The 13,256-nt window shown below is 46.0% G+C and carries 10 protein-coding genes and 5 pseudogenes; 3 read left to right on the top strand and 12 right to left on the bottom strand.

Annotated features, from left to right (window positions below; genetic code table 11):
• Positions 1-20 precede the first annotated feature (20 nt).
• From ACYIA1_RS09510 to ACYIA1_RS09475, 8 genes and pseudogenes are all read right to left on the bottom strand, one after another.
• Positions 21-1,322, bottom strand: a pseudogene (locus tag ACYIA1_RS09510) (TraM recognition domain-containing protein); the annotation flags it as partial.
• A 113-nt stretch (positions 1,323-1,435) separates the two neighbouring features.
• Positions 1,436-3,100, bottom strand: a complete 1,665-nt coding sequence (gene ltrA, locus ACYIA1_RS09505; RefSeq protein WP_187423474.1) for a group II intron reverse transcriptase/maturase — start codon at positions 3,098-3,100, stop codon at positions 1,436-1,438.
• A 624-nt stretch (positions 3,101-3,724) separates the two neighbouring features.
• The gene (locus tag ACYIA1_RS09500; RefSeq protein ID WP_269114398.1) at positions 3,725-3,991 is read right to left on the bottom strand and encodes a hypothetical protein; all 267 of its coding nucleotides are present in this window, start codon (positions 3,989-3,991) and stop codon (positions 3,725-3,727) included.
• 69 nt (positions 3,992-4,060) lie between these two features.
• Positions 4,061-4,399, bottom strand: a pseudogene (locus tag ACYIA1_RS09495) (YWFCY domain-containing protein); the annotation flags it as partial.
• Positions 4,400-4,480: 81 nt separating this feature from the next.
• On the bottom strand, positions 4,481-4,921 hold the full coding sequence (locus tag ACYIA1_RS09490; protein WP_225700305.1) for a hypothetical protein: 441 nt from the start codon (positions 4,919-4,921) through the stop codon (positions 4,481-4,483).
• A 99-nt stretch (positions 4,922-5,020) separates the two neighbouring features.
• Entirely contained in the window at positions 5,021-5,608 is a 588-nt protein-coding gene (locus tag ACYIA1_RS09485) for a relaxase/mobilization nuclease domain-containing protein (protein WP_225700304.1), read from the bottom strand.
• Between the two features lie 89 nt (positions 5,609-5,697).
• Positions 5,698-6,099 (bottom strand): annotated as a pseudogene (gene mobA, locus ACYIA1_RS09480) (conjugal transfer protein MobA); the annotation flags it as partial.
• 180 nt (positions 6,100-6,279) lie between these two features.
• Positions 6,280-6,909: an RteC domain-containing protein gene (locus ACYIA1_RS09475; RefSeq protein ID WP_074908940.1), complete on the bottom strand. Its 630-nt coding sequence runs from the start codon at positions 6,907-6,909 to the stop codon at positions 6,280-6,282.
• A 1,002-nt stretch (positions 6,910-7,911) separates the two neighbouring features.
• On the opposite strand from ACYIA1_RS09475, the gene ACYIA1_RS09470 reads away from it, so the two are divergent.
• Positions 7,912-8,295, top strand: coding sequence for a nucleotidyltransferase domain-containing protein (locus ACYIA1_RS09470; protein ID WP_371325560.1), 384 nt, complete (start codon positions 7,912-7,914; stop codon positions 8,293-8,295).
• A gap of 194 nt (positions 8,296-8,489) precedes the next feature.
• Here the strand turns inward: ACYIA1_RS09470 and ACYIA1_RS09465 are convergent, their stop codons facing one another.
• The 4 genes from ACYIA1_RS09465 to ACYIA1_RS09450 all read right to left on the bottom strand — a co-directional run bounded on the left by ACYIA1_RS09465 (position 8,490) and on the right by ACYIA1_RS09450 (position 11,316).
• Positions 8,490-8,777 carry an HU family DNA-binding protein gene (locus ACYIA1_RS09465; protein WP_005805251.1) on the bottom strand — a complete coding sequence of 96 codons (288 nt, stop codon included), beginning with the start codon at positions 8,775-8,777 and terminating at the stop codon, positions 8,490-8,492.
• 168 nt (positions 8,778-8,945) lie between these two features.
• Complete coding sequence (locus ACYIA1_RS09460; protein ID WP_229040227.1) at positions 8,946-9,176, bottom strand: MscL family protein; 231 nt, start codon at positions 9,174-9,176, stop codon at positions 8,946-8,948.
• Positions 9,177-9,380: 204 nt separating this feature from the next.
• A complete protein-coding gene (locus tag ACYIA1_RS09455; RefSeq protein WP_074908934.1) occupies positions 9,381-10,073 on the bottom strand; it encodes an MIP family channel protein in 693 nt (230 codons plus the stop codon).
• A gap of 82 nt (positions 10,074-10,155) precedes the next feature.
• The gene (locus ACYIA1_RS09450; protein WP_074909083.1) at positions 10,156-11,316 is read right to left on the bottom strand and encodes an OmpA family protein; all 1,161 of its coding nucleotides are present in this window, start codon (positions 11,314-11,316) and stop codon (positions 10,156-10,158) included.
• A gap of 524 nt (positions 11,317-11,840) precedes the next feature.
• On the opposite strand from ACYIA1_RS09450, the pseudogene ACYIA1_RS09445 reads away from it, so the two are divergent.
• Positions 11,841-12,582 (top strand): annotated as a pseudogene (locus ACYIA1_RS09445) (TonB-dependent receptor domain-containing protein); the annotation flags it as partial.
• A 45-nt stretch (positions 12,583-12,627) separates the two neighbouring features.
• A pseudogene (locus ACYIA1_RS09440) lies at positions 12,628-13,235 on the top strand (TroA family protein); the annotation flags it as partial.
• Between the last annotated feature and the right edge of the window lie 21 nt (positions 13,236-13,256).

Below are 13,256 nucleotides of genomic sequence, written 5' to 3'. Positions count from 1 at the left end.
ATGAATGGTTTAAACTATTGTTACCCGTCATCTTCCGTTTCCAGCAGATGTTTCAGGTTCGGATCGTTCTCTATGCGGCGGAGCTCCTTTTGGATGATCCCGCCCACCTCCTCCTTGATGCGGTAGTAGTTCCGCTCTATCTCTTCCCGCATATGGTCCTTACCGTCCCCGCCGGTAAAGTCCGTAATCACGGGGATCGGTTTATAGGCTTTCGTCTCGGCCGCCACCCTTGCGTTGTCCACGACGATCTCGCAGTGGAAGATTTTCTGTTCCATCTTCTCCCGGAAACTGTCGCAGACGCTTCCCACGAACATGCCCTGGGAGAGGTTGGATATTTTCGAGGCCGGTATCAGCGAGTCTAGTTGGGTGCTGATGCTGGTCGATGTGTCCTCACGGGTCATGTTGACGGACTTGCGCTGCTGGAGCACCTTCCCGAACCGTTCCGAGAGGTTCTTGGCCGTTTCCCCCAACACTTGCCCGGAAAAGATATTGCCGACGGTATTCTGGATGACGCGCGCCTCCTTTTCACCGTAGTCACGTACCAGCTGACTGAAATCCTGCGCGCCCAGACAGACGGCCACCTTGTTGCTGCGGGCCGTGGCTATCAGGGTGTCGAGCCCTTTGAAATATATCGTCGGAACCTCGTCCACCAGGATGGAGCACTTAAGCTTTCCCTTACGGTTCACCATCTTGACGATACGGGCGTTGTACAGCCCCAGGGCCGCCGAATAGATGTTCTGCCGGTCCGGGTTGTTGCCTACGCACAGTACCTTTGGCTCATCCGGGTTATTGATATCCAGCGTGAAGTCGTCCCCGCTCATGATCCAGTAGAGCGAGGGGCTGATCATGCGCGAGAGCGGGATCTTGGCACTTGCGATCTGGCCCTGGAGCTGCTCCATCGCCCCGCCTTTCCAGGCGTCCATGAAAGGCGAGAGGTAGTTCTCCAGCTCCCTGTACGAGGTCAGGATGGTGAATATGTCCGAGTAGGGCTTGTTCAGCAGCTCGATGGCGTGGGGGAAGGTACAGTACTTCCCGTTCTCGTAGATTTTGAGATACCATATGATGGCGGCAAACAGTACGATCGGACTTTCTACGAAGAAGTCGCCCTGTTTCTGTATCCAGGTCCTATTCAAATTCAGCATGATCACATACGCCGATTCGTAGGCGTCGGCGATGTCAGACATGAATGTCGGGTTGATAGGGTTGCAACGGTGGCTGTGCCGCGGATCGTCGAAGTTGATTACGTAGAACTGAACGTTCGCCTTGTACTTGTCCTTATTCTTGAGCAGATGGTTATAGACGATAAGGCTCAGGTCGGGGTCGGGTAGGTCAGCACCCTTACGGGTGCTTTCCCCCCTAAGAACCGTGCGTGAAAGTTTCCCCTCACACGGCTCAAGCAAACAATATTCCTTTTCAAATAGAAATACGCTCATATTTACTTCTTCTTTTTATGTGTAACACTTTGATAACAACCATCATGAACTAAACAGAGGTGGTTTCTGCCATTCTTCTGCTGGCTCATGGTGTGCCATGAGGTTTCTGCTGTTATCGGCTGTCCGCATAACACGCAGTTTCGATTTTGTCTTTCCCACATTGAGATAAGTGACCTCTTACCTTTCAAACTCATTTTCATTTTGGCAGTTCTCCTTTTTTCAAGGTATTGCTTCCATTCAGGGTCAAAAGGATTGACATCACATTTCAGTTGGGGGTATCTTTCAATCTTCGTATTGAACAGAATAGTGATTGGAATAAAATATTCCTCATGCTTTTCGTTCTTCCTTTTAACTGCAAATACCCAGTCACGACCATCAATTCTATGGAAATAGCGGTTCTTAACCCACCCTTTGCATTTGTTACCATGCCTGCGGAGTGCCCACCGCCATAACTTCTTATAGATTTGATAATCTGTCTTACGAAAGACATTTGAGGCTGCACTATGTTTGTAATAGTTTGCCCATCCGTTAAGTATCGGGTTCAATCGCATAATCAGCTCATGTTGAGCATCGCCACGGAATCGTTTGATTTCATCTTTGACTTTGCTCAACATTCGTTTTGTCCTATCTTTAGAGGGTTGTGTCAGCAGGGTATCTCCAAATTTCCGTACATTGAAACCAAGAAAATCGAAACCATCCGTTATATGTGTAATCTTAGTTTTCTCTTCTGACAGTGTCAGTCCTCTTTCTGCGAGGAAATCAGCTACCAAAGGTTTTACACTATGTTCCAATATTTCTTTAGTATCACCTGTTATAATGAAGTCGTCTGCATAACGCACCAATCTGACTTTCGGGCAGTACCATCCTGATTTTCCTGATACCCGTTCCCACGGGAAATGGGTTTCCAATAGGTTCTGTAAACCGTCAAGCGTCATATTGGCAAGTGTCGGTGATATGATACCTCCTTGCGGTGTACCTTCTTCTGTCGGGAAAAGTTCTCTGTTATATACGTACCCACATTTTAGCCATTTTTGTAATATGGATTTATCCATAGGGATATTCTTCATCAACCATTCATGGCTTATATGGTCGAAACAACCTTTAATATCTCCCTCCAATATCCATTGGGCGGATGTTTTCTTGGACAGAAGCGAATGGCATCGAGCCATAGCGTCTGCCGTGCTGCGGTCTTTCCTGAAACCAAAGGAATAGTTGTCTGCTGTAGTTTCAGACACTGGTTCCAATGCCATCAGATAAAGTGCTTGCATGGCTCTGTCTTTCATTGTCGGTATTCCCAACGGGCGAAGTTTGCCGTTACTTTTCTTGATATTTACTCTTTTTAACGGTTGGGGCTTGTAGCCTCTTCTTCTTAGTGTCACAATGGCTTTGAACTTCGATTGCGGAGTTGACCAAAGAATTTTATCAACCCCTGAAGTCTTCTTTCCATTATTGGAAGTAACTCGCTTGACCGCCAATGCTTTGGCATAAAACGAGTGGGTAAGTGTCCATTGCAAGGCTTTTACCTTGCCGAACTTACCTGCTTTCTGAGCTTTTACAATACGCGCTTGTAGCTTATTGACTGCCTGCTCGCACTTGTTCCAGTCTATGCTTTCCCAAGTCCGACCATTGCAGTCAGAAGACGCACACGATTTTTTGTTTTCGTACATTTGCTTTTCTTCTTTCATAAGTTCTAAAAGTTATCTTGTAAAACGTCACCATACCGGAAGTCTGCCCGCTTTCACGTAGGATAATGTTGTCAAAAACAATTCATGGTTTCGGCTCAATCCCTATCCACCCGATTACGGGATGGCATTCGCTTTCTCCGGTTCTCCTTTACCCACATATCCGTCAGATTACCTTGCGGTTCTCCTACCCTTACGGGAGATATATGGGCTTACCGTGTTTTACACCAGTACCGGGAATGGGTTAGGTCTTGCCTCTTCGCCGATGGCTCTATTGTTCACGTGCCCCCAAAATTCACAGGGACAACCAGCCACTTTACCTTTTGGTTCAAGCCTGATAGCATTAGTAGGCTTGTTCGACTTAACGACGTTTATTAGCAATTCACTTACGTTGACCATACCTTCCGAGCCAAGCTCCCCAACCGCATAATGCTTGCGACCTTTGAATTTCCCTCACGGTTCATTCTTACCCTTTCGGGAGGGCTACCTTGTCCGAGCAGCTTGATACCCTTGTATAAGCGCACCTGCTCGTAGGCTACTATTGGTGAAACAATAGGTCTGCTCTATCGATGAACGATTGACAGACAGCTACTGGCGTAACTTTCCACGTCACACAAACTTGAAATCATAGCAATAAAGCGCATAACCTTTCTCTATCTGCTGCTTGATGAACTGGTTGATGACACAGTAGCTCTTCCCGCTGCCCGGTGATCCGACCACTATGCAGCCCCTTTGGGGCAATACGACATTGATCCACCCATCATGCCATTTCTTCTTATAATAGAACCGTGTGGGCAGGTTCACCGAGTATTCGTTGGTGATCAAGCGAGTCTCCTGCATGAAGGACTCGTTCTCCTCATTGAAGACGTCATCCATCAGATGTTCCTTTAAAAGACGCCCGACCCACATGCCTGCGGTGAGCAGGCAGATGTACCCGGCGGCAAGGGCGGACACATACGCAAGGGTGGTGAGCGGAACACTCCAGCCAGCGGTGAGGAAAAGCTCGCTTCCCCAATAGAGGAACAGCCCGGCTGCCAGGTAGCAGCCGATACGCCTTCATGTCATCTCTGAGACCCTCCGCCCTTTGGCGCCCATCGAGGAGAAAAAAAGGAACATCAGGCTGAAGCATTTGGTCACGGGGGAGCTGGTGAACAGTCCGGTGTCATGCTGGAAATTCAGCAGTATCCTGTCCACCATGCCGTTGGTACAGCCGGCGGCATGGAAGAACGGATAGCAGAAATAATAGATGTTCATCACGAGGAACAGGATGCTAACCGCCCGCATGAAGTCGATGGTCTTGCCGAGTCCTCTGGAATCTTCTTGTGCCATATGGGATATGATTGGTTGTTATATGTGAATACTTCGTTAGTTGATCCGCGGGCCTTTCCGCCCCTTCCTCTTTTTCTTCTTTCCATAAATATTCCGGGGAATGTCCTCAGCCGGGTAGGGACAGGATTCCATGGAGAAGATATCCAGCAGGCCTTCCGCAAGCCCCGTCTCCCTTGTGTCCGTATTCACGGGCGGTTCCTGTCCGGGAGCCGGCCTGTCGGGGACGGACGGGAGCGTGCCGTATTTCCGGTTGATAACCGAAGCGGAGAACTCCTTGCCGAGCGCCGATCCCTTGAAGACCGCCCTGATATTATGGTCTATATAGGTCACGCCGTAGATCACGCCCGCCCCGTTCTCCCAGAGTACGGGCACGATGCCTTTGCCTGCCAGCTCGTGCAGGAACCCTTCACGGGTATCCCGGCGGAGTGCCGTACGGATGTTTTCCCTTGTCTTTTCCGGCAGGGGATGCTTTTTCATCCATGTTCTGCTTTGTGAGAACCTCTTTTGGAGGGCACGGTATCCCACGCTTTTACCGATATTGCTGGATTTGATTCCGACCCCGGTACGTTTTCCCTTTCAGTCGGTCGCCGCATAGACCAGACCGTCGCAACGTTTCCCGTCCACGACCTTATGCACTTCCTCCACGGTCACGTTGAAAAGTCCGAGCAGTGCCCTGAACTCCTTGAACGACTGGAAGCGGTAATTCTGCACAGCCGGTTTTACCACACCCGCAATCTGATGTTTCAGATCGCCTTTCGTGTAGTCCACCGCGGTCATCGGCCGGGAAATCCTGTATTCCTCCCCACGTGACTGCAGCAGGCCGTATTTCCTTTCTAGTTCCCGGCAGATGTCCGTCGAACGTTCCCATTCCTTGTAATCCCTAAGCTTTCTTCCCTGTTCATCAATGCGCAGGGAGACTATATGGATGTGAGGACGCGCGTTGTCGTCATGGCGGAAGATAATGTAAGGCTGGTCGCCATATCCGAGCTTGTCCATATATTCCCGTCCGATGGCTTCCAGCTGTTCGTCGGAGAGCACGTCATCGGGATGGGGATTGAGCGAGAGGTGGATCACCGGCTTTTCCGTCCGGCGGTTCATGGCAAGGTAAGGTTCGAAGCTGCGCATGCATTCGGTGATGCCGACCTTTCCCTCCGGTGTCTCCATCACGCGGTTTCATGCCAGTGTCCGCGCTTTCCCCTTCTCCACTTTTTCCTGATTGTAATACAGCGCCCCGTAGATGGCGGCACCGGATGTTATCTTTGCAACCATTGTTCAAACTCTTTGGTAAGACGGATGATTTCCTTGTTCAACGATACGAGTTCCACGGTCAGCTGTTCCAGTTTGTAAAGCAGGGCGAGGGCTTTCTTTTCGGTCAGTTCCCCGCTATGGACCGCCTTGAGAATCTGGTTATAGTTCACCCCGATGCGGCGGTACTCGCTCTGCAGGTTGGTGAGCTTGATGTAATAGTCCGTGGCCGCCTTGTCGATTTTCACCACTTTCATCGGTTTGCCGAAAATGGACGCCAGGATGAACTGCGACTTGGTTCCGGCACCGGAATTCTCATAGAGCCGCTCGAACTCGATGTTTTGGAGCTCGTTCAGACGGAATCCGTAGTAATAGGAATGGAGCTGGGAGGATTCCTTCGGACTGCGCCCCCCTCTTCATGTCCGGGAAGCGGCCGTTTTCTCTTTCTTGTACGCCTGTTTGATTTTAGCCATATTATTGATGTTTTTACCGGAGCAAAGTAAACGATAATTCGGATACCTGCCTAATTTCGGAAGGTGACTATCTCTGACAAAAAATGACTTTTGCTGACAGGGGGATTTTCCTCTCTGTCATCCGTGCCCGATCCCGCAGTTTATGATGTTTTTTTCAAAGGCCTCCCGGAGTTTTGGGAGCAATACCGAGAGACTTTTCTTGCGTCTGGCAAGGTCTGCACGTAAATCATAGGGCTTGGGAATTCGGATGTGCAGGAATCCTTCGAATGCTACCACCAGGGAAGCGAATGACTGCTGGTTACCGTTGCCGTCCGTTATCACTCCCAAGTAGTACAATGAGGCGATCAGCTCCATCAGGTTTACTAGGGAACTCTTCCAGTGGAGGGAGATAACGGATGCGTTATTCTCTTCTGTAGCCGGATGAACAGCGCAGTATTCGGGATGTTCTACGGAGAAACGGAGTAATTCGATTTCGGTCTTGACAAGAGCGACTGCCTTTTTCAGACATACATGTAGATGTTTGCTGGTAGTTTTCTCCACCATGTTCAGGCAGGTGTCCAACTCCACTTCCAGATGATATAGGTACCGGAGCTTTTCAAGAAAGGGCAGTTCACCTTTTGCAAGTTGTAGCAGATAGTCTAGTAATTCATCGTAAGCGGATGACAATATGTTTTCTGAGATGGATTCTTCTCCCTGGACCGCTTTCCTGAAGCAATCCAGCAGACGGTGTGTCGTTAATGCTTTCATACGGTTCGTTCTTTTTAAGTTTGACAATCGATGCCTTCCGGCAAGAAAATAAGCTGCTGGGAATGGCAGATTTTGATATATAATCAACTAACATGAATATCAATAAATAGTAGTGGAGTGTAAATACAAAAGGTGCACATGGTTTACAGAACTGTAAGGCAGGTGTACACCTTTTGTTAAGGTATGTCGTATGCCCGTGCGAACCGTTATCAGGGGGTGACTACCGCCTACAACTCACGCATCTGTTCCGTATTATATAGGGAGTATTTATGATACAAGTTTGTCCATTGGATGTGGACTTCCTAAAAAAATACCAGCCCCGTGCTTGAATTGGAGATTCCAACAAACGGCCTCCCATTGGTTGTCAGACGACAAGTCTCTTCCCGATAGTATTTTATGTAAATGTTTTTCCCAAAAGTTCGATTATTATGGGGATGATCACCCGTTCTTCTATTATTTGTGCTATTCTCTCTTTTGTCTGGCGGAATTTAATGAGAAGGTGAAATCCCGTCCGTCACATTCCTATCCAGCGTTCATAATTGTAGATCTCGAAACTGATTTTGTCGCATAATATCCGTATCTGATCGTATTAAAATTTATTGTAAGCTCAATGGAATTCATATTATTTTGCAAACATATTCTAAAGTAGAAGGTGCAGACGATGGATGTTAATAATATTAGGTCCCTATACCGAAAGGTATCGCTTGTCAGCCGATACTTCACTTTTTCAGCTCGTCACACAGGGACATTTAGCTGAAATCGAATATCCGGGTCCCACGGTACAGTTACTACCAGTCCGTTCGAGTGTGACAAGAATCTGTTATTTCTCTTTTTCCTCTTCCACGAGAATTCCTCCCATGTCACATATTCGTACATAAATCTTTTTTCCCCATAAAAATAAGAGAGGAAAGGTAATAATGACGAAATATATTTCAACGGTCCCTTAAAAAATATGGGACATACAAGGGTATAAATAAAAAGCATACAATTCCCTTACACTGCATGTCAGGAAAGTGTATAATTCCTGTAGGCCTTTTGTACTTTAAAGGTAGAATAGTGAGAGGATTATTCGGGTATTTTCAATATCCACCCTTTTGTGCGAATGAGGATAGTACGGCAAAACAAGCCGATCCATATGACAGATGGTATGAATTTCAGATTGACTATTTCGACTATACACTATTTGGAGGTATGAAACTTCCTTGTATTACTTTGGAAGGGCAACAAGTCTTTCACATAGAATATAAAGCATGTGAAGTCGACAAACATTTCGAGGTACATTATATTATACACAAGAGTAATGCTGGCGAATACCATAGATTAACCTCACTGATATTCTTTGCAAAAGCCTATTCCATTGTTTGGATTCCATGTGGAAAAGTATGAGAAAGGATTTACTCCATATGTAATATAGTAAAAACTATAAATACAAATATCGGTAATCAACGCCCCAAATAAAATGCATAACAGTCAGTGGAAATGTGTTCTATTTCACAGATAAATTTAAAGCAGAAAAATCAAATTTTCGCCATCATAAATACAAGCCGACTATAGCAAGTAATAATAGTTCTATGGCTAGTCTATTTTCGATTATCTCCTTCCCGGCACAATAGAAAAGAATCCGAGGGTTTAAAATGGGGAACCTTACGAGCCGGAATAAATATAGTTGTGTGCTGCTGGATATTCTGTGCCTTCTTTGCTGCCCTTTTCTTTAAAGAAAATGTGCCGAACCCGCGCAGAAATACACTTCTGCCTCTGCCAAGTGCATCCTTCACGCATTTCATGAAACCCTCGATTACCAAGGCAACGGTCTTTTGGTCAATCCCTTGTTCCTCGGAGATCCGCTTTATAATATCTGCTTTAGTCATATCACAGTTTTAATGTTCGTACTATTTTGTCGTTTAGGTAGAGGAAAGTCGCCACCCTCAAGGAGTAGTCTGTTATTCCTTAGACACTTTCCCTGCCTGATACCGATCATGCCGTTTAAACAAACGTTTTTCGTTTCTTTAACATGGTCGTCTGTTCAATCTCGCTGACTATCCGGGCGAAATATAGCCCCATCTCAGTTCCGAGAACTTAGTGTCGCCTATTGGCTTTTCTATCGGGGTGATGATGTCCGCCGCTGCTGAAGAAATTATTTTCCCGAAGGTGCCGCCAATGATTACACCCACGGCTATGTCTATCACATTTCCACGCATAACAAACACCTTGGAATTCTGTAAAGAGTTACTTTTTGACATTTTATATTGTGTTAAAATTTTTGTCATATACTGAAATATCAATTTAAACACATTATATGCGATTGGTAATTATACAGTATAACAATGTCGAAATTAGTGATATCAAACTCTCTGCTCTTTCACGGGAAAGAGGCATATACAGATGAATGCTATCAAAAGATATTACTTGTTAGCGTATCAAACAAAAGAGGATGACACGAGAAGCGAAGGCTCCAATCATCCTCTTTTCCATCATTGTTGTTTATCACTATGGTGAGAAATAGTTTTCCACACAATGGAACTAGCCAAACTTCCTGTTAAGGGAGCGACAACAAAAAGCCAAAGTTGGGAAATCGCGCTGCCCCCCTCGAAAAGCGCTGGTCCTATGCTACGTGCAGGATTTACCGATGTCCCGGTGATTGGGATACACACGATATGCACGAGGATAAGTGTCAATCCGATGGCCAACCCCGCCAATTTACCGGCCCCTTTCCTTTTGTCTGTAGCTCCCAGTGCTACAAGAACGAAAATAAATGTAAAAACGGTCTCGGCAATAAAGGCCTGTAACATTTCTCCCTCACCAAAGCCATTGCTCCCTGTCATAGTGGGACCGGAATATGATCCCGTGGAAACCAGTATGAAAAGTATGGTCGACCCAAGAATCCCTCCGATTACCTGAAAAATCATGTATAACAGGGCATCTTTACCGCCCATTCCTCCCGAGCAGTATACACCCAGCGTAATCGCTGGGTTTATGTGACAACCAGATATCCCGCCAATGGTGTATGCCATGGCGACCACTGACAGTCCGAAGGCCATGGCAACTCCCACCGTACCCACTCCAGTGCTAACTGCCCCAGGCGTATCCCCTGCGAAAATGGCACTTCCACATCCCATTAATACAAGAACCATTGTCCCGATCATTTCAGATATATACTTGTTCATGACATTCAAATTAAGTATAGATAAAAATTATTAATGCATTCGGTTCAGACAATTGTATCTTCCCGGTTTATATCCAGACCATTTAGTGCTTGTGAGATTCCTTTTCCACATTGATTGTACAGATACTTACCCGATTCCAATCAGGCTCCTCGAACATGTTCCCTATTCCCTGGCCTTCGGCTACAATCCGTTTTCCTGCAATTCCATACCTGTCCGTTAGCATTTTTTTTACAATCTCCGCTCTTTGTTGAGCAAGCCGCTCGTTCACTTCCACACTTCCCTCAGGGGAGGCATATCCTTTGATGACCACACTTGCTTCCTTGTGGTTCTTTAAATAAGTCGCGATACGTTCGATGTTCGGGAGTTGAGAGTTGTCAATGGTTGTCTTGCCTTGGCGGAAAGTTATGACGGATTCCAGTGTCTTTCTGCTGTTGTCAATAGTGTCTTTCATGATTTTTGGTTCTTGGCTCTGGCATTTGGCCAACGCAACTTCCAGTTCCGTCACTTTCTGAACTGCTTCCTCCAACGCTTCGGCATTTTTTCCGATTTGTGAATGAAGTTGATTGATTTTCTCGTTCAGAACATTCACCTCCTGCTGGTCGTAAGGTCTCACCTTTGTAAAATGATGTTTCCCATTACTACATCCGAAGTGATATTTCAGTCCGATAGATATCTCCCATACTGCCTGTTTAGAGTGGAAACACACGGGCTCGGAACCCATAGCGTTCATATCATAGACCAAGGCTGGTTTGAGAGCTAGTGTCCACGCCTTACTTTCTCCCAAGTTAAAATTAAAATTTAGCCCCAGTTTTGTTGACATGCTGTTCTGATCGGAACCCATTCCCTGGTTCATGTAATAATGCAACCACCCGATTCCGGCGATCGCTTCGATTTCAAAAGGTCTTGGGGTTCCCGTATAGGTTCCAAAAAGATTGTTCAGGTTCACCAGCCCCAATAGACTAACATTGGAGCGGTCGAAAACTGTCCGACTTTGTGAAGTGTTAAAACTTCCGACTGCCTCTAGACCGAAACCAAAAACCGGTGTCAATTGTTTATTCAATTCTATCCCCGTGATTGGGCGCATATTTCCAAAGAAGGAGTGATGTGTTAACGGGGTTGTTCCTCCTGCACTAACCCCAATGGACCAGTTGTCCAAGAATTTATTACCTTCTACCGCAGTCTGGGCATTTGTGTGATACATAAAAATACCAGATAAAAACAAAGTTGTAAAAATTTTCTTCATGATGCTTTGTGTTTTGATTTTATTTTGCAAAGATCTTAGTTTTTATAAAATAATATATTTCATTTTTGGCTCTATTATTTATCATTTTAGTTCTTTGTGCTAAAATACTAACTGAATCTACAATTTCTCAAATTTTTTTCTCTCTTTTATAAATGTATTTCGTGTAAAAAGGAAACCGTAATTCAGATAAATAAAGAGACTAAATATCCAAGTATTCTAATATTGTGATATTCAAAATATAAGACTCTTATATTTCCTTCTTTTAGCGGCAGTATGGGTGGTATTCAGCTGGACGGTTATTAACAGGACTTCTGCTCCTTACCCATTTTGGGCCAAGTGTGACATCCCAAGATTAGCTTTGATACGTGCGATATCGTTTACGATAATCCCTCTGGCCTCACTCTTTATATGATAGTAGTTCTTTTGTTACCGTAGTCACGCTACAACTGGGAAAAATTTTGAGAGATCAACATAACGGTTACTTTGTCGTTTCAGGGGGAGTAATGAGCTTGTCCAATCTACTTTCCCATAAAGGGGATATAATGATAAAAAACTTCGATTTCGCATAATTACCGTTTCCCAACCTTAAATGATCTTTACTTTTTACCCGGTGGGAACTCCAGTCTGAAAAACGAGCACGGTTTCAGTTATGATGCGGGCGTGAGTTTCGATGTCGACAAGAAGAACGTCTACAAACTGGATGGCAGTGCCACGTGGTTCAATTCCTAAATCGAGGATCGGATCATCTGGCTACCGACAACCAAGGGCTTTTTCTCACCACGAAACGTGAAAAAGGTACATGCTTATGGTGTCGAGGTAAAAGCCAATCTTGCCGTACAGCCGGCAAAAACTGGCTCATCGACCTCAGCGGATCCTACTCGTGGACTCCCTCAATAAACGAGGGCGAAAAGATGTCCCCTGCCGACCAGTCGGTAAGAAAACAATTGCCATACGTCCCGAAATACTCCCCATCACTGACCGGACGCCTTTCATGGGGTACATGGGCATTTCTCTACAAGTGGGCGTTCTACTCGGAGTGTTTCACCATGTCGAGCAACGACTACACACTGACTGGAGATCTACCCCGGTATTTCATGAGTAACATCTTATTTGAGAAGAAGCTGTTGCTCAAACCGATGGATGTTCAGTTGAAATTTGCTCAATAATCTCCTCAACGAGGATTATTTCTCGGTACTATCCTGCCCAATGCCAGGCATCAATTTTGAGTTGTTCATTGGTATCACCTCAAAATCTTGGAAAAATTAAGAAATAGTGTCCCACATATTATAATTATATGAAAGTGCTAATAAATTGCCCCCGCTACTGTTACTTGCGCTAGTATGGACAGGCTGTAACAACAGGAGTGCCCGCCTGACAGGTCTCACTCAACCGGTTTACACTTCGGAATATGCTTCCGACTTCGATATCCAAGATGCCGACGGAAAGGAGGATGTATTGATCACCGTCACGAACCCGTGGCAGGAGCGGACAGCGTTACCGCACAGCTATTCATCGCCCGAGACGGCGAACCCCTTTCCGAAGGATTTGAGGGACAAGTTTTGACGGTCGAAGCCAAACGCATCGCCTGTATATCCTCGACTCATATCGCAATGCTCAATGTAGTCGGCGAGGCCGGCCGCCTAGCCGGTGTATCGGGTAAGAGTATATCTCCAATCCCGGGGTCCAGGCGCACCACGACAGTATCGGCGGCATCGGTTACTAAGGGAACATCAACTATGAGTGCTGCTTTCGCTCGACCCGGCCCTCGTCAGCTCTACGGCGTGAACGGGACAAACTCAATGGAGGATAAATTGAAAGAACTGGACATCCCGTTCCTATATGTCACCGACTACCTCGAAGAGTCACCGCTGGGCAAGGCCGAATCGCTACTGACACTCTCGGAAGTTATTGGAAAGCGTGTCGGATGTCAAACGATATCA

This window comes from Parabacteroides sp. KHUB-02 (assembly GCF_056640955.1).
The sequence above is the reverse complement of the archived record's forward strand: the minus strand, read 5'-3'. Positions and strand labels throughout refer to the sequence as shown.

Bases quoted from the DNA above. Each gene is read 5' to 3' on its own strand.
- ltrA (WP_187423474.1), bottom strand. From the start codon at position 3,100: ATGTACGAAAACAAAAAATCGTGTGCGTCTTCTGACTGCAATGGTCGG.
- ACYIA1_RS09500 (WP_269114398.1), bottom strand. From the start codon at position 3,991: ATGGATGACGTCTTCAATGAGGAGAACGAGTCCTTCATGCAGGAGACT.
- ACYIA1_RS09490 (WP_225700305.1), bottom strand. From the start codon at position 4,921: ATGAAAAAGCATCCCCTGCCGGAAAAGACAAGGGAAAACATCCGTACG.
- ACYIA1_RS09485 (WP_225700304.1), bottom strand. From the start codon at position 5,608: ATGGAGACACCGGAGGGAAAGGTCGGCATCACCGAATGCATGCGCAGC.
- ACYIA1_RS09475 (WP_074908940.1), bottom strand. From the start codon at position 6,909: ATGAAAGCATTAACGACACACCGTCTGCTGGATTGCTTCAGGAAAGCG.
- ACYIA1_RS09470 (WP_371325560.1), top strand. From the start codon at position 7,912: ATGTCAGGAAAGTGTATAATTCCTGTAGGCCTTTTGTACTTTAAAGGT.
- ACYIA1_RS09465 (WP_005805251.1), bottom strand. From the start codon at position 8,777: ATGACTAAAGCAGATATTATAAAGCGGATCTCCGAGGAACAAGGGATT.
- ACYIA1_RS09460 (WP_229040227.1), bottom strand. From the start codon at position 9,176: ATGACAAAAATTTTAACACAATATAAAATGTCAAAAAGTAACTCTTTA.
- ACYIA1_RS09455 (WP_074908934.1), bottom strand. From the start codon at position 10,073: ATGAACAAGTATATATCTGAAATGATCGGGACAATGGTTCTTGTATTA.
- ACYIA1_RS09450 (WP_074909083.1), bottom strand. From the start codon at position 11,316: ATGAAGAAAATTTTTACAACTTTGTTTTTATCTGGTATTTTTATGTAT.